At 58.4% G+C, this 15,882-nt stretch carries 13 protein-coding genes; all 13 read left to right on the forward strand.

Annotated features, from left to right (window positions below; translation table 11 throughout):
* Positions 1 to 5: 5 nt before the first annotated feature.
* On the forward strand, positions 6 to 1,451 hold the full coding sequence (gene purB, locus ACKXGA_RS00215) for an adenylosuccinate lyase (RefSeq protein ID WP_156075500.1): 1,446 nt from the start codon (positions 6 to 8) through the stop codon (positions 1,449 to 1,451).
* A 195-nt stretch (positions 1,452 to 1,646) separates the two neighbouring features.
* A complete protein-coding gene (locus tag ACKXGA_RS00220; RefSeq protein ID WP_423729805.1) occupies positions 1,647 to 2,354 on the forward strand; it encodes a pseudouridine synthase in 708 nt (235 codons plus the stop codon).
* Positions 2,355 to 2,612: 258 nt separating this feature from the next.
* A complete protein-coding gene (locus ACKXGA_RS00225; RefSeq protein WP_423729806.1) occupies positions 2,613 to 3,698 on the forward strand; it encodes a PucR family transcriptional regulator in 1,086 nt (361 codons plus the stop codon).
* A 104-nt stretch (positions 3,699 to 3,802) separates the two neighbouring features.
* The gene (gene ftsE, locus ACKXGA_RS00230) at positions 3,803 to 4,534 is read left to right on the forward strand and encodes a cell division ATP-binding protein FtsE (RefSeq protein WP_082210781.1); all 732 of its coding nucleotides are present in this window, start codon (positions 3,803 to 3,805) and stop codon (positions 4,532 to 4,534) included.
* On the forward strand, positions 4,531 to 5,439 hold the full coding sequence (locus tag ACKXGA_RS00235) for a cell division protein FtsX (RefSeq protein WP_005932223.1): 909 nt from the start codon (positions 4,531 to 4,533) through the stop codon (positions 5,437 to 5,439). The genes ftsE and ACKXGA_RS00235 overlap by 4 nt, the downstream gene beginning before the upstream one ends.
* A gap of 18 nt (positions 5,440 to 5,457) precedes the next feature.
* Positions 5,458 to 6,765 (forward strand): murein hydrolase activator EnvC family protein, encoded by a 1,308-nt coding sequence (locus ACKXGA_RS00240; protein WP_117535065.1) that lies wholly within the window; start codon positions 5,458 to 5,460, stop codon positions 6,763 to 6,765.
* Positions 6,766 to 6,922: 157 nt separating this feature from the next.
* Positions 6,923 to 8,308: a S41 family peptidase gene (locus ACKXGA_RS00245; RefSeq protein ID WP_423729807.1), complete on the forward strand. Its 1,386-nt coding sequence runs from the start codon at positions 6,923 to 6,925 to the stop codon at positions 8,306 to 8,308.
* A 166-nt stretch (positions 8,309 to 8,474) separates the two neighbouring features.
* On the forward strand, positions 8,475 to 9,329 hold the full coding sequence (gene rsmA, locus ACKXGA_RS00250; protein WP_097770604.1) for a 16S rRNA (adenine(1518)-N(6)/adenine(1519)-N(6))-dimethyltransferase RsmA: 855 nt from the start codon (positions 8,475 to 8,477) through the stop codon (positions 9,327 to 9,329).
* Positions 9,330 to 9,780: 451 nt separating this feature from the next.
* On the forward strand, positions 9,781 to 11,811 hold the full coding sequence (locus tag ACKXGA_RS00255; RefSeq protein WP_423729808.1) for a peptide ABC transporter substrate-binding protein: 2,031 nt from the start codon (positions 9,781 to 9,783) through the stop codon (positions 11,809 to 11,811).
* Between the two features lie 54 nt (positions 11,812 to 11,865).
* A complete protein-coding gene (locus tag ACKXGA_RS00260; RefSeq protein WP_156070707.1) occupies positions 11,866 to 12,816 on the forward strand; it encodes an ABC transporter permease in 951 nt (316 codons plus the stop codon).
* Positions 12,816 to 13,757, forward strand: a complete 942-nt coding sequence (locus ACKXGA_RS00265) for an ABC transporter permease (RefSeq protein ID WP_097770607.1) — start codon at positions 12,816 to 12,818, stop codon at positions 13,755 to 13,757. Before ACKXGA_RS00260 ends, ACKXGA_RS00265 begins: the two co-directional genes overlap by 1 nt.
* A gap of 20 nt (positions 13,758 to 13,777) precedes the next feature.
* Positions 13,778 to 14,833 (forward strand): ABC transporter ATP-binding protein, encoded by a 1,056-nt coding sequence (locus ACKXGA_RS00270; protein ID WP_423729809.1) that lies wholly within the window; start codon positions 13,778 to 13,780, stop codon positions 14,831 to 14,833.
* Positions 14,826 to 15,767, forward strand: coding sequence for an ATP-binding cassette domain-containing protein (locus tag ACKXGA_RS00275; RefSeq protein ID WP_005932252.1), 942 nt, complete (start codon positions 14,826 to 14,828; stop codon positions 15,765 to 15,767). The genes ACKXGA_RS00270 and ACKXGA_RS00275 overlap by 8 nt, the downstream gene beginning before the upstream one ends.
* Positions 15,768 to 15,882: the final 115 nt, after the last annotated feature.

The raw sequence follows: 15,882 nt of genomic DNA on the forward strand, positions 1-15,882 counted from the left end.
AACCAATGTCACAGCATGATCGTTATATCAGCCCCTTCTCTACCCGTTATTCTTCCGACGAGATGCAGTACATCTTCTCGGATGACAACAAGTTCCGCACCTGGCGCCGCCTGTGGGTGGCGCTGGCCCGGGCCGAGATGGAGCAGGGCCTGACCAATATCACCCCCGAAATGGTGGCCGAGCTGGAAGCCCATGTGGACGACATCAACTACGAGGTCGCCATTGCGCGCGAGAAGCTGGTGCGCCATGATGTGATGAGCCACGTTTACGCCTACGGCCAGCAGTGCCCCAAGGCAGCAGGCATCATCCATCTGGGTGCCACCAGCTGCTATGTGGGTGATAACACCGATATCATCGTGATGCGGCAGGGCCTGGAGCTCATTCGCAAAAAGCTGATCGGTGTGCTGGCAAAGCTCTCCCGCTTTGCTGAGGAGTACAAGGACATGCCCTGCATGGCCTATACCCACTGCCAGCCTGCACAGCCCACCACCGTGGGCAAGCGCGCTACCCTGTGGGCCAACGAGCTGGTGATGGATCTTGCCGAGATCGACCACCGCCTTGCCACCCTGCAGCTGCGCGGTGTCAAGGGCACCACCGGCACCCAGGCTTCCTTTATGGAGCTGTTCAAGGGCGATGCAGATAAGATCCGCGCTGTGGATGCTTCCATTGCCAGGGAGATGGGCTTTGCTCCGGATGCGGTGATCCCCGTGTCCGGCCAGACCTACAGCCGCAAGGTGGATGCCTTTATCCTGAACGCTCTGGCAGGCATTGCCCAGAGCTGCATGAAGTTTGCCACCGACCTGCGCCTGCTGGCCAACTTCAAGGAGATGGAAGAACCTTTTGAGAAGAACCAGATCGGTTCCTCCGCCATGCCTTACAAGCGCAACCCCATGCGGTGTGAGCGTATCTGCGCCCTGAGCCGCTACCTGATGGTGGATGTGCTGAACCCCAGCTTCACCACCGGCACCCAGTGGTTTGAGCGCACTCTGGACGACAGCGCCAACAAGCGCGTTGCCATGGCCGAGGGCTTCCTGGCTGCCGATGCCATCCTGAACATCATGCTCAATGTCACCGACGGCATCGTGGTCTACCCCAAAGTGGTGCGCAGCCGCCTGATGGCAGAGCTGCCCTTCATGGCCAGCGAGAACATTATGATGCAGGCTGTGGAAAAGGGCGGCAACCGTCAGGAGCTCCACGAGCGCCTGCGCCAGCACGCCATTGCCGCTGGCAAGCAGGTCAAGGAAGAGGGCCTGCCCAACGATATGGTGGACCGCGTTGCAGCCGACCCCGCCTTTGGCCTGACCAAGGAGGAGATCGTGGCCGGTCTGGTGCCCGAAAACTTTGTGGGCCGTGCACCCCAGCAGGTGGAGGAGTTCATTGCAAATGTGCTCCAGCCCATCTTTGATGCCAACCCCGATGCTGTGGAACAGCACGCTTCTCTGAGCGTTTAAGGGTGTGGCCCGGTAGCTTTCTCCTCGGACACGGCTCGGGCCATTCCATCGCCCGCCCTACTGCCTGCGGCAGCAGGGTCCCACCCCAGCGGACGGTCCTCGGAGAAACTCCCGGTCCACTGAACTGCAAAATCTATCGCTGCGCTCCGCCTTTGGGCAGGGCGCAGCTTTGCTATAACCGGAAAAGGAGAACCTATGCGACTAGACAAATATCTGGCCGAGACGGCGCAATGCACCCGGAGCGAGGCAAAGGCCCTGCTGAACAGGGGACGGGTGACGGTGAACGGCGCGGTGTGCAAAAAAGGGGACATTCAGCTCAGGGAAGGGGACAGCGTGGCGGTGGACGGTGCGCCGCTTGCTTACCAGCAGTTCGTCTACCTGATGCTCAACAAGCCTGAGGGCGTGGTGAGCGCTTCCACCGACAAGCGGGATACCACCGTAGTGGATCTGATCGGGGATGCCTACCCCCGGCGGGAGCTGTTCCCGGCCGGCCGGCTGGACAAGACCAGCACCGGCTTTGTTCTGCTGACGGATGACGGCGGCTTCGCCCACGAGATCCTTGCCCCGAAGCGCCATGTCTCCAAGACCTATACGGTGGTCATTGACACACCGCTGACCGAGGAGATGCGCAGGGGCTTTGCCGAGGGCGTGACGCTGGCGGATGGCACCGCCCTCTCCCCGGCAGAGGTGGAAGCCCTGACCCCGGACGGCCTGACCGTGAAAGTCAGGCTCAGGCAGGGGGTGTACCACCAGATCAAGCGGATGTTCGGTGTGCACGGCGCGGGTGTGAACGCCCTGCACCGGGATGCCATCGGCGGGCTTGCGCTGGACCCGGCCCTTGCACCGGGGCAGTGGCGGGAGCTTTCTGCGGAGGAAGTGACAGCAATTACCACCGGAGCCTGACTGCTTTTCACCTGATTTTCAAAAAAACATCACATTTTGCCGGTAAAATATTCACAAGAACCACGCAAAACAGTGCTTTTTGGGCCTGAAAATACCCCCGAAAGATAATTTCACCAAGAAAGTCAAAAATATTTTGGTGAAATATGTTGCAAAAGTAAATTCTTTTGTGTAAAATAGATAATGTAAAGCGGCGAAATTGTTAAAAACGACAATCTCGCCCCTGCGGCTTGCACAAAAGAGGAAAAGGGGTATCCATTTATGGCCAATAGAGTATTCCAGAGCGTGATCTACCAGATGAAAGACGCCATCGATCGTGTGGTCGGTGTGGTGGATGAGACCGGCGCTGTGATCTCCTGCTCGGAGCTGAACCTGATCGGAGAGGTGCGCGAGGGCTTTATGGCAGAGCGCCTGACGGCCGGTGACCGCTTTGTGCGGGATGGCTACACCTATCAGCAGTTCTCCAGCGCAAAGCATAACGACTATGCCGTGTTTGTGGAAGGCGCGGACGAGACTGCGGGCCAGTTTGCGGCCCTGCTCTCCATCAGCCTGCAGAGCATCAAGCAGTACCACGATGAAAAGTTCGACAAAGCCAACTTCATCAAGAACGTGGTGCTGGACAACATCCTGCCCGGCGATATCTACGCCAAGGCCCGTGAGCTGCACTTTGCCACCGATGTTTCCCGTGTGGTGTTTATTGTGCGCGTGACCTCCGGCGGCGACATCTCCGCTTACGATGTGGTCAGCAGCCTGTTCCCGGACAAGCAGAAGGACTTTGTGTTCAACATCAGCGAGACCGACACCGTGCTGGTCAAGGAGATCCGCAAGGGCATCGACCGCACCGATATGGAGAAGCTGGCTGCCAGCATCGTGGACACCCTGTCCGGTGAGCATTACATCAAGGCTGTGGTCGGCATCGGCACCCCCATCTCCAATGTGAAGGATCTGGCTACCTCCTTCAAGGAAGCCCAGATCGCCATGGAGGTCAGCAAGGTGTTCGACACCGAGAAACAGATCATCCGCTACGACAACCTTGGCATTGCCCGCCTGATCTACCAGCTGCCCACCACTGTCTGCGAGATGTTCCTGCGCGAGGTGTTCAAGCAGGGCAGCATCGAGAGCCTGGATCAGGAGACCCTGTTCACCATCCAGCGCTTCTTCGAGAACAACCTGAATGTGTCTGAGACCAGCCGCGGCCTGTTTGTCCACCGCAACACGCTGGTGTATCGTCTGGAAAAGATCAAAAAACTGACCGGTCTGGATCTGTGTGAGTTCGACGATGCCATCGTCTTTAAGGTGGCGTTGATGGTCAAGAAGTACCTGTCCAACAACCCGGCCAAATATTAAGCAAACGCTTGCGGCGCAAAGCCGTCGGCGCAGAACCGGCCGCTCGAAACCGATGCTGGCCGGTTCTTTTTGGTTTGGAGAAAATTATTGGGAGCGAAAAATGCATGATAGATTTTGAACACGTTTCAAAGCAGTACAAGCACAACGCAAAGCCTGCCCTGGAGGATGTCAACTTCCATGTGGATGACGGCGAGTTTGTTTTTCTGCTGGGTCACTCGGGCGCGGGCAAATCCACCCTGCTCAAGCTGATCCTGCGCGAGGAGACCCCCACCGAGGGCCGCGTGCTGGTGAACGGGCAGGATGTTGCCCGCCTGCGCCGCCGCAAGATCCCCTACCTGCGCCGTCAGATGGGCATCATCTTTCAGGATTTCCGGCTTATCCCCACCATGACCGTTTACGAGAACATTGCCTTTGCCATGCATGTTACCAACATCGGGCACAAGCAGATCAAAGAGCGCGTGAATTACATGCTGGAGCTTGTCCACCTGGAGGACAAGGCAAAGGTCTACCCCGACCTGCTCTCCGGCGGTGAGCAGCAGCGTGTGGCTGTGGCCCGCGCCCTGGCCCACGCCCCCAAGCTGGTGATTGCGGACGAGCCCACCGGCAACATCGACCCCGAGCTGAGCCTTGAGATGATGGAGCTGCTGGAGCGTGTCAGCGAGATGGGCATCACTGTGCTGGTGGTCACCCATGAGCACGAGCTGGTCCGTCACTTTGACCGCCGCGTGGTCACCCTGTCCGGCGGACACATCATCTCGGATGTGCCCACGGGCTCCATGATCCCCCACCCGCCCGTAGACCCGAAGGAACTGGAAATGGAGGTGTCGCTGGTATGATGAAGCCTTCTACGTTCGGCTTCCTTGTGGTGCGCGGCGTACGCAACCTGGGCAAGCACTGGGCCATGACCATTGCCTGCATTGCCTCCCTGAGCGTCTGTATGACCCTGAACACCTTTGCCACGCTGGCGGAAGTCAATGTGGACAGCATGGTGAACTATCTGGGCCAGCAGAACGAGATGGTGGTCTATGTGGACCCCGAAGCCGACGATGCCACCATCCAGTCGGTAGGGGAGCGCATCACTGCCACCCCGGGCGTGAGCCGGGTGCAGTACATGTCCAAGGAGGACGTGCTCAACCAGTACCGCGGGTACATGGCGGATTACGCCGTCCTGCTGGACGAATTTGAGAATGATAACCCCTTCAAGGCCAACTACCGTGTTTCTCTGGCAGACCTGAGCCAGATGCAGGCCATGAGCCAGAACTTCCAGAGTATTCCGGGCGTGTACAGCGTGACCGCCCCCATTGAGATGACCCAGACCTTTGTGGAGGTCCAGCGGGCCGTGACCAAGGTGGGCCAGATCGTGATCCTGGTGCTGATGGCGGTCAGCATCATCACGGTGGGCAGCACCATCCGCCTGAGCGTTTTTGCCCGCCGCCGTGAGATCGAGATCATGAAGTATGTGGGCGCGACCAACCACCTTGTCACCCTGCCCTTTTTTGTGGAGGGCCTGACCATGGGCCTGATCTCCGGTGCCATCACCTCGGTAGCCGGTATCTTCGGCTATGCCTACATCGTGCAGGCCTCCAGCACGCTGGGCGGGTTGTGGCAGCTGCTCATGGGCACCGCCATGGTGCCTGTGGATGCCGTCTGGCCCACCATCCTGACGTACAGTCTGGCCGGTGGTGCGCTGGTGGGTGCGCTGGGCAGCATGTTCTCCATCCGCAAGCATCTGAATGTGTAAGCGAAAGGAGCCTTCTCTGTGAAACAAGCAAAACACTCTGCGGGCTTCCGCCTGCACCTCATGTATACCCCCACCCACGCAAAACCCGCCCCCGGGCACAGCCGGGCCATGCGCGCCGCCAGCCTGTTTCTGGCAGCGGCCTGCCTGCTGCTGAGCGTTTCGGTCTACCCGGCCACGGCGGCTACCAGCATGTCCAGCCTGCAGAACAAGCTGGATAAGCTCTCTCAGTCCATTGTACAGCACAAAAAGGAACTGTCCAATGCAAAAAAGAAGGAGCAGGCCGCCAAGGCGCTGGAATCGGAGCTGAAGGAAAAGGTCACGGTGGTCCAGAGCCAGATCAGCGTGCTGAAGGGCCAGATCGCCGAGGTGCAGAACAGCATCGGCCTGAAGGAACAGGAGATCGCCGTCAAGGAGCAGCAGATCACCGAAAAAGAAGCGGAGATCGCCGACCAGTGGGGGGATTTCAAGCAGCACATGGCCGCCATGCAGGAGCTGCGGGACGGCGGCAGCGTTGCCATGCTGTCTGCGGTGAACGACCTGTATGAGCTGCTGACCTTCAACGAGGTCATGCAGGACATCTCCATCAAGGACACCGAGATCCTGGACAACATGAAGAACGCCAAGGAAGCGCTGGAAAGCGATAAGCTGACGCTGGAATCCCAGCGCAGCGAGCTGCAAAGCAAAAAGGCAGATCTGGATGCCCAGAACAGCCAGATGCGTGCCAAGCAGAACGAGCTCAACTCCAGCGTGGCCGCCGCCCAGATGAGCGCTGCCGAGGCGCAGCAGGCCCAGAAGGACGCGCAGGCCGCCATTGAATCGGACGAGATGAACTATGAGGCGGTCAAGAAGCAGATCCAGAAGATGATCGCTGCGGCCGCTGCCTCCAAGCCCACCCTGAGCTTTACCGGCTTCATCTGCCCGCTCAAGAGTTATAGCCGCATTTCCAGTGAGTACGGCTGGCGCAAGAACCCCGTTACGGGGGTCAACAAGCTCCACGCCGGTACCGACTTTGCCGCCCCGGGCGGCACGCCCATCTATGCAGCCGCCAGCGGTTATGTGCAGGTGGCGGGCTGGTCCAGCGGCGGCTACGGCAATTATGTCATCATCTACCACGGCAAAATGTCCGATGGCAACCAGTACAGCACCCTGTACGGCCACATGCGGTCGGTCGCCACCTCGGCGGGCAAGTATGTCCAGCAGGGTGAGATCATCGGTTATGTGGGCAGCACGGGCAACTCTACCGGCAACCACCTCCATCTGGAGGTCTGGAAGGGCGGCTCCAAGGCCAATGCCGTCAACCCCCGTGGTTATATCCCCATGAAATAATCTGCATTGTATCAAAGGAGGCCGTCAGGGCTTATGAAGGAAGAAAAACGCAAGCGCATCCTGCGCGTGGGCTGTCTGATCCTGGCAGGGATCTTTGCACTTTCCATGCTGGGCAGCGTGGTTATGATGCTGCTGGTCTGACAGAGGAGGGAAGAAGATGAACCGTAAGATATCGGTCGGCATGGCGGTCAGCATCGTCATCCTGGCCATGACCGTTACCTTTTCCATTACCATGCTGGTGGCGATGCGCCTGTTTGACAGCACCGTTTCCAGCGTGAAGGAAAAGGAAAGCATGTACAACAAGATCGCTGAGGTGGACCGCTATGTCCGCAGCAACGATTACTATCCCATCGATGAGACCACCCTCTACGACCGCCTGACGGCTGGCTACCTGCTGGGCACCGGCGACAAGTACGCCCGCTATTTCAGCGCCACCGCCTATACGGAGCTGATGAACACCCAGAACGGCACCCTAATCGGCATTGGCGTGGAGCTGGCTGTGGATCAGTCCGGCTATGCCAAGGTCATCAAGGTCTACGATGAATCCCCCGCCAAGGAGGCCGGCATTCAGGTCGGCAACTACATCACCGCCGTGGACGGCACCGATGTCAAGAGCATGAGCAGTGTGGATGCCATCCAGACCCGCCTGCGCGGCGAGAGCGGCACCACCGTCAATGTGACCTGGCTGGACAGCGAGGCCGCCGAGCATACCGCTGACCTGACCCACTCCGGCTACAGCTCCACCACCGTGGATTACCAGATGGTGCAGGGCAATGTGGGCTACATCCGGATCCGCCAGTTTGATTCCACCACCCCCAGTGAGCTGGATTACGCCATCCGCAGCCTGAGCGCCAGCGGCGCGGGCAGCCTGGTGTTTGATCTGCGCGACAACGGCGGCGGCCTGCTGGACGATGCCATTCAGTGCATCGACCTGATCGCCCCGGAGGGCACGCTGGCCTTTGCTGAGGACAAGAACGGCACCCAGACCCTGCTGGGCACCAGCACCAGCGAATCCCAGATCGGCCTGCCCGTGGTCTGCCTGGTCAACGGAAGCACTGCCAGCGCTGCGGAGCTCTTTGCCAGCAGCCTGCGCACCCTGAATGGTGCCCGTCTGGTGGGCACCACCACGCAGGGCAAGGGCACCATCCAGAGCAGCCCCCAGCGCCTGTCCGATGGCAGTGCCGTGGTGGTTACCGTGGCAAAGCTGGTCTGCGGCGACGGCAGCTGCTTTGACGGCACCGGCCTGACCGTGGATGTGGAGCGTCCCCTGACTGCGGACGAGCAGACCGCATACTATGATTACACTGTGGAGAACGATCCCCAGATCCAGCGTGCCGTGAGCACTGCCCAGCAGATGAGCGGCACCACCACCGTGAGCGGTGTCAACGAAGCGGCCTCCAGTGAAGCTGCCGACAGTGCCGCCGCCGAGAGCGTAGCGGAAGGGGACGCTGAGGCTGCATCTGCCGAGAGCACTCCGGCAGAGACCGCGCCCGCCGAAAGTGAAGCGGCAGGGGAGAGCACTGCATCCAGTAGTCAAGAATAAGAGAACAACCCTCTCCGTCAGCGCTGATGCGCTGCCACCTCTCCCGAAGGGCGAGGTCTTGGCAATTCATGCAAAGTTTGCGGTTTTGTCAAAAGCTCTCCCTTTGGGGGAGCTGGCGAGCGAAGCGAGACTGAGAGGGTTATTTTGGAAAAGAAAGGATAGAGCCATGCCCGAACTGACCGACCTGTCTTATGTGCGCGCCCTGTGCGAAAAATATGATTTTGCCCTCTCCAAGGGCTTTGGCCAGAACTTCATCGTCAACCCCGGCCTGCCCCCCAAGATCGTGGATGCCAGCGGCGTGGACAAGCGCTACGGCGTGCTCGAGATCGGCCCCGGCATCGGCGTGCTGACCCGGGAGCTGGCAAAGCGGGCAGCAAAGGTAGTCTCCATCGAAGTGGATGAGCGCCTGCCGCCCCTGCTGGCCGAGACCATGGCCGGTGTGGACAATTTCAAGCTGGTATTGCAGGATGTGCTCAAGGTGGACCTGAAAGCCCTGATCGCGCAGGAGTTCCCCGGGATGCCGGTGGCAGTCTGCGCCAACCTGCCCTACTATATTACAAGCCCCATTGTGATGAAGCTGCTGGGTGACCGCCTGCCCATCGAGAGCCTGACCGTGATGGTGCAGAAGGAAGCAGCCGATCGTCTGGCTGCCGCCCCGGGCACCCGGGCCTCCAGCGCCATCAGCTGTGCGGTGAGCTATTACGCGACCTCTAAGATGATGTTCACCGCCGCCCCGGGCAGCTTTTACCCGGCCCCCAAGGTGACCAGCGCTGTGGTGCGGATGGAGATCCGCCCCACCCCCGCCGTGCAGGTGGAGGACGAGGAGGGATACTTTGCCCTTGTGCGCGCGGCCTTTGGCCAGCGGCGCAAGACTGCCGCCAATGCCATTGCCAGCGGCCTGGGGATGCCCAAGGATGCCGTGACCGCTGCCATTGAAGCCGCCGGTTTCGATGCCCGCATCCGTCCTGAGGCCCTGACGCTGGAGGATTTTGCAAAGATCCAGAACGCACTGGCACGGTGACTTGTTTTAATAATTCGGTTTTCCAAAAGCAGGAGCTCTTCGCAAAGCGTGGAACGCCTGCTCTTTTAGAATATAAAGCAGAAAATACGGTGTCTTTTTGACAAGAACAATTCCGGTTGTTTTGTCCGCAGCATTGTCTGTTAAATTTCCTGCACGCTTTACCATGTAAAAGCAAATATATTTCATCGTTTTTTCGCGGCAGACTTTGCTTTTTGAAGAAAAAGCTGTGTGCGCTCCATTGACATCTTTTTATTTCAATGGTACAATATATGACGTGTTAAGGTTTTGCGGGAGGAGCACAGGTGCAGACAGAGGGGTCTGTTTCTGCGCTCTTTTGTATTCCCTGGCAATACAGGATTCAAAAACCTCCGCAGAATAGTGGGAAAACAGCAGGACATCCCGCCCTGCACCATGCACTGAAGCACGGAATTATTATAGGGAGGAAAACACAATGAACAACAACTACGAGTCTCATGCAATTAGCCGCCGCAGCTTTCTGAAGGCTTCCGGTGTCGTTGGTGCCGCCGGCATTCTGGCCGCCTGCGGCGGCAACTCTGGCAGCAGCTCCACCGCCGCTTCCTCTGGTGCTACCAGCGCTCCCAACACCACCGGCGCTACCCCGCTGAAGGAGTTCATCTCCTGGGAGAGCACCAACCGTGAGCTGGAGAGCTGGAACATGCTGTACAGCCAGATGGCTTCCGACATGAATGTCACCACCAACCTGTGGGAAGGCCTGCTGAGCTTTGACTGCTACGGCAAGGCCGTGCCTTCCGTGGCCAAGGAGTGGAGCCACAATGAGGACTCTTCTGTTTGGACCTTCAACCTCCGCGACGATGTGGACTGGGTGGATGTGAACGGCGAGGTCAAGGCTCACCTGACCAGCAAGGACTTCCTCGTGGGTCTGGAGTGGGTGCTGAACGCAGCCAAGAACCAGGCCAACAACACCTCCATGCCCAACGAGACCCTGACCGGTGCTGCTGATTACTATCAGAAGACCAGCGATATGGGCGATGCCGCTGCCGACCTGACCTACCAGGATATGCTGGATGCAGGCGTGGGCGTTGAGGCTCCGGATGATTACACCCTGGTCTTCACCTGCAAGGATCCCTGCCCCTACTTCGATACCGTTGCTGCCTACACCAGCTTCTACCCCGTCTCTGAGGATCTGATCAACGAGCTGGGCATTGAGGGCTTCCGTGCCTGCGATTACACCAACATGTGGTACAATGGTCCCTATGTGGTGGAGGAGTTCATCAGCCAGAACACCAAGAGCTACATCCCCAACCCCAACTACTATGCAGCTGACGAGGTGTCCCGCTTCGACCGCTTCACCGTCACCATGATCAGCGACGGCACTGTCACCTTCCAGCTGTACCAGAACCGTGAGCTGGACGAGATGGATGTGGGCGAGAGCACTCTGACCACCATCCAGGCCGATCCCAACAGCGAGTACAATGCTCAGCTGTGTGAGAAGCGTCCCAAGAAGTACAGCTACCAGATGCACTTCAACTACCAGAAGAACAACGAGGACGGCACCCCCGACGACAACTGGAACAAGGCAATTGCCAACACTGCCTTCCGTCAGTGCTTCTACAAGGGCCTGAATCTGACCAACTACTATGCCCGTACCAACAAGATCAACCCCCTGAAGTGCGAGAACGACTACTACACCATGCCGGGTGTCTGCTATAACACCCAGGGCCAGGAGTACACCACCCTGGTGGCCAAGGAGATGGGCTTCGACGGCGAGGCTTACGACGGCAAGACCATGATCCGCCTGCGTTCTAACAACGGCGACATTGCTGACCTGAAGAAGCAGGCCATGGACGAGCTGAGCGCCATCGGCGTCACCTTCCCCGTCCACGCTGCTTACCACATCATCGCTGGTTCCACCACCGCTCTGGATACCGCAACGGTTCTGAAGCAGTGCTTCACCGACAGCTTCGGCGATGACTTCATCGTGCTGGACATCAAGACCTACGTTTCTTCCATCACCCAGGAAGTCCGTAATCCTCAGCTGCAGAGCTTCGTCATCAACGGCTGGGGCGCTGACTTCGGCGATCCCGTCAACTTCGTTGGTCAGGAGATCCTGCACGACGACAACGCTTACTACAGCTGGTACTACTCCAACATCGCCAAGGTCGTGGAGGCCGGCCCCGCTGACTGGCAGAAGGATCTGGTGGCCTGCTACGAGGAGTTCACCGATCTGGTCAACACCGCAAAGGCCATCGTTGATGATACCGATGCCCGCTACGCTGCCTTCGCAAAGGCTGAGGCCAGCATGCTGAACAACGTTCTGGCCTGCCCCTGCAACTTCGATGTTTCCTGGACTCTGACCCACGCCAACGAGTACAGCAAGATCAACGCTATGTATGGTCCCTGCAACTACAAGGCTGTCAACTGGGAGACCAGCGAAGAGGCTTACACCACCGAGCAGTACGAGGAGTTCGCCGCTGCATTTGACGCAGCTACCAAGGCTTAAGTTCCCCGTTTCCCCGCCCGAAAGGGTAGAAATAAAAGTTAAGGGTTCGATAACATGTTAAAATACACGGTTAAGCGGCTGCTCCAGTCGCTTGTCACAATCTTTCTGATCGCAACAGCAGTTTTCCTGATGATGCGCTGCCTGCCGACGGACTACTACTTCACTGAGGAACAGCTCATGAAGTTTACCGATCAGCAGAAGACCGCCGCTCTGGAGGCTGCTGGCCTGACCGATCCCATCCCCACCCAGCTGGTCAAGTTCTACAACAACCTGCTGCATCTGGACTTCGGCACTTCCCGCCGCATCCAGAACGGTGCCCCGGTGGTCAAGGTCATTGGCAAAAAGTTTGGTGTCTCCATGCGTCTGGGCCTCATCGCCTCTGGCATCTCTCTGGTGGTCGGTGTGCTGATGGGCATCCTGCAGGCGGCATTCAAGGACAAGGTATTCGACTGGATCGGCACGGCCTACACCGTGTTCGTCAACGCGGTCCCGTCGCTGGTGTCGTATTCTCTGGTGCTGGTCTTTGGTTCCAAGTACCTGGGATTCCCCACGCTGTATTCCACCCGCAATGTGAGTGCTTCCAGCGTGCTGCCCATCACCTGCCTTTCGCTGGCATCCATTGCAGGCTATGCCCTGTGGACCCGCCGCTACATGGTGGATGAGCTGACCCGCGACTATATCAAGCTGGCCCGTGTCAAGGGCCTGAGCTCCCGCGAGATCATGTTCAAGCATGTTCTGCGCAACGCCATGGTTCCCATGGTGCAGTATATCCCCCAGTCCATCCTGCTGACGGTGGGCGGCTCCCTGCTGATGGAACGGTTCTTCTCCGTTCCCGGCATGGGCCCCCTGCTGACGGATGCCATCCAGCGCTATGACCTGAACGTTGTGCAGACCCTGGTCATCCTCTACGCTGTGCTGGGCATCGTGGGCGTGTTCCTGGGCGATGTGCTGATGATGGTGGTTGACCCCCGTATTACTCTGACCGGAAAGGAGGAGGCTCGCTGATGGCTAAGGCATCGGATTTTGAGGGCAAGAAGCCCGAAGAACTGTTCTACTTTGTGGATTATTCCCCGGAAGAAGCTGAACGCATCGGCTACTCCAACTATTCCTATTGGGGTTCTGTCATCCAGAACTTCCTCAAGCAGAAGGTCGCTGTCTTCTGCCTGATCCTGTTCCTGGCGCTGACGGTGTTCTCCTTCATTGCGCTGGGCATCGGCAAGTATCACTACACCACCCTGATCTCTGATTCCAGCAAGGCTTTCATCAAGCCCAACAGTGAGTACTGGTTCGGTACCGACAACCTGGGCCGTGACTACTGGTGCCAGGTGTGGTATGCCACCCAGGTTTCCATCCGTCTGGCTCTGGTGGTCGCCGTGGGCGAGAGCATCGTGGGCGTGATCTTCGGCCTGATCTGGGGCTATGTGCGCAGTCTGGACCGCTTCTTCACGGAGCTGTACAACCTGATCGACAACGTGCCCTATATCATCTATATGACCCTGATCGCCCTGATGGTGGGCCAGAGCTTCTGGATCATGGCTATCTCCATGATCGCCATCAACTGGCTTTCTATGGCACGCCGTGTCCGCAACATGGTGTTCATGTTCCGTGACCGCGAGTATAACCTCGCGTCCCGCTGCCTGGGCACCCCGCTGTGGCGCGTGCTGACCAAGAACATCCTGCCGTATCTGGTCTCCGTTATCATCCTGCGTATGGCACTGTCCATCCCGGGCACCATCAATCTGGAATCCACGCTGTCCTACCTGGGCCTGGGCCTGGGCATCGACACGCCTTCTCTGGGCCTGATCCTGAGCAAGGTGCGCGGCTTCTTCCTGGATTATCCGTACCTGCTGGTTTTCCCTGCATCCATCGTGTCCATCATTTCCATTTCTTTCTATATCATGGGCAACGCTTTGTCGGATGCGGCTGATCCGCGCAACCACGTTTGATAGATTGGAGAGAGACGTAAATGGATAGACAACCGATTATCTCTGCCAAAGACGTGGAGATCACTTTTAGCCTGCGCGGCCGCAAGCTGAACGCCATCCGCAAGTGCTCGCTGGACCTGTACGAAGGCGAGACCCTTGCCATCGTGGGCGAGTCCGGCTCGGGCAAGTCCGTATTCACCAAGAACTTTGTGGGTATGCTGGATGCCAACGGTAAGATCACCGGCGGCTCCATCATGTTTGAAGGCCGCGATATGACCAAGTTCACCGAGAAGGATTGGCTGGGTGTCCGCGGCAAGAAGATCGCCATGGTCATGCAGGACCCCATGACCAGCCTGAACCCGCTGAAGAAGATCGGCAAGCAGATCCAGGAGAGCATTGAGCATCACCAGGGTCTGAAGGGCGAGGAAGCCAAAAAGGCTGCCATCGAGATGCTGGGCAAGGTGGGTATCCCCGACCCCGAGCGTCGGTACGAGCAGTACCCCCACGAGTTCTCCGGCGGTATGCGTCAGCGTGTCGTCATTGCCATTGCAGCGGCCTGCCGCCCGCAGGTCCTGATCTGCGACGAGCCCACCACTGCACTGGACGTGACCATTCAGGCACAGATCCTGCAGCTGATCCGCGACCTGCAGAAGGAGCTGGGCATGTCCGTTATCTACATCACCCATGACCTGGGCGTTGTGGCAAACGTGGCAGACCGTGTGGCCGTGATGTATGCCGGCCAGATCGTGGAATATGGCACTGTGGAGGAGATTTTCTACGACGCATGGCACCCCTACACCTGGGCTCTGCTGCAGGCTCTGCCGCAGCTGGGCACCAAGGGTGAGGCCCTGCCCAGCGTGGACGGTACTCCCCCGAACCTGTTCAACGAGATCAAGGGTGACGCATTTGCGCCCCGCAACAAGCATGCGCTGGCAATCGACTTTGTGCAAGAGCCTCCGTTCTTCCAGGTGTCCGAGACCCACGCCGCAAAGACCTGGTATCTGGACCCGCGCGCTCCCAAGATCGAGCGTCCGCACTCCATCCAGAACCTGCGTGAGAAAATGGGAAAGATGGGAGGCGCCAACTTAAATGGCTGAACGCGAAAAGCTGATTGAGCTGAAAGACCTTCAGATCACCTTTGGCTCCGGTAAGAAGAAATTTGTTGCTGTCGATCATGTCAACTTTGACATCTATAAGGGCGAGACCTTCTCGCTGGTCGGCGAGTCCGGCTCCGGCAAGACCACCATTGGCCGTGCCATCTGCCGCATCAACCCGACCTCCGGCGGCGACATCTTCTTCAAGGGCCAGAAGATCAACGGCAAGATCTCCAAGGAACTGGACAAGGAGGTCATCCGTAAGATCCAGATGATCTTCCAGGACCCCATGGCTTCGCTGAACGAGCGCGCCAAGGTGGAATATATCATTGCTGAGGGCCTGCTGAACCATCATCTCTACAAGGATCAGGAAGACCTGCACGAAAAGGTGATGAACGCCCTGCATGAGGTCGGCCTGCTGCCGGAGTTTGCCTCCCGCTTCCCCCACGAGTTCTCAGGCGGCCAGCGCCAGCGCATCGGCATTGCCCGTGCACTGGTCATGGAGCCGGAGTTTATCGTGGCCGACGAGCCCATCTCTGCACTGGATGTCTCCATCCGTGCACAGGTGCTGAACCTGCTGAACGAGATGAAGAAGAGCCGCGGCCTGACCTACCTGTTCATTGCACATGACCTGTCGGTGGTCCGGTTCATCTCGGATCGTATCGCTGTTATCAGCAAGGGCCGCATCGTGGAGCTGGCTGAGGCGGAGGAGCTGTTCCTCCATCCGCTGCATCCCTACACCAAAGCCCTGTTGAGCGCGGTTCCCATCCCTGACCCCAGCCTTGAAAAGCACAAGAAGCTGTTGGTCTATGACCCCTCGATCCACGATTACAGCGTGGATAAGCCGGTCTGGGAAGAGATCGCAAACGGCCACTTTGTGTATGGCAACCAGCGTGAGCTGGAAGGCTACCGCAAGGAGTATGAAAGCCAGCTGTAAGCTGAACCGCTTTCCTGTATTTTAACACAATGACCCCGCCGCACTGGGAGCTTTCCCGCGCGGCGGGGTTTTGTGCTGTCAGGGAGAAAAAAGAACCGGACGCTTCAAAAACGTC

Source organism: Faecalibacterium hominis (ex Afrizal et al. 2022) (assembly GCF_049545105.1).
GTDB lineage: Bacteria > Bacillota > Clostridia > Oscillospirales > Ruminococcaceae > Faecalibacterium > Faecalibacterium duncaniae.

What these genes read in the sequence shown, in the direction of transcription:
- purB (WP_156075500.1), top strand. Translation starts at nt 6, where the DNA reads ATGTCACAGCATGATCGTTATATCAGCCCCTTCTCTACCCGTTATTCT.
- ACKXGA_RS00220 (WP_423729805.1), top strand. Translation starts at nt 1,647, where the DNA reads ATGCGACTAGACAAATATCTGGCCGAGACGGCGCAATGCACCCGGAGC.
- ACKXGA_RS00225 (WP_423729806.1), top strand. Translation starts at nt 2,613, where the DNA reads ATGGCCAATAGAGTATTCCAGAGCGTGATCTACCAGATGAAAGACGCC.
- ftsE (WP_082210781.1), top strand. Translation starts at nt 3,803, where the DNA reads ATGATAGATTTTGAACACGTTTCAAAGCAGTACAAGCACAACGCAAAG.
- ACKXGA_RS00235 (WP_005932223.1), top strand. Translation starts at nt 4,531, where the DNA reads ATGATGAAGCCTTCTACGTTCGGCTTCCTTGTGGTGCGCGGCGTACGC.
- ACKXGA_RS00245 (WP_423729807.1), top strand. Translation starts at nt 6,923, where the DNA reads ATGAACCGTAAGATATCGGTCGGCATGGCGGTCAGCATCGTCATCCTG.
- rsmA (WP_097770604.1), top strand. Translation starts at nt 8,475, where the DNA reads ATGCCCGAACTGACCGACCTGTCTTATGTGCGCGCCCTGTGCGAAAAA.
- ACKXGA_RS00255 (WP_423729808.1), top strand. Translation starts at nt 9,781, where the DNA reads ATGAACAACAACTACGAGTCTCATGCAATTAGCCGCCGCAGCTTTCTG.
- ACKXGA_RS00260 (WP_156070707.1), top strand. Translation starts at nt 11,866, where the DNA reads ATGTTAAAATACACGGTTAAGCGGCTGCTCCAGTCGCTTGTCACAATC.
- ACKXGA_RS00265 (WP_097770607.1), top strand. Translation starts at nt 12,816, where the DNA reads ATGGCTAAGGCATCGGATTTTGAGGGCAAGAAGCCCGAAGAACTGTTC.
- ACKXGA_RS00270 (WP_423729809.1), top strand. Translation starts at nt 13,778, where the DNA reads ATGGATAGACAACCGATTATCTCTGCCAAAGACGTGGAGATCACTTTT.
- ACKXGA_RS00275 (WP_005932252.1), top strand. Translation starts at nt 14,826, where the DNA reads ATGGCTGAACGCGAAAAGCTGATTGAGCTGAAAGACCTTCAGATCACC.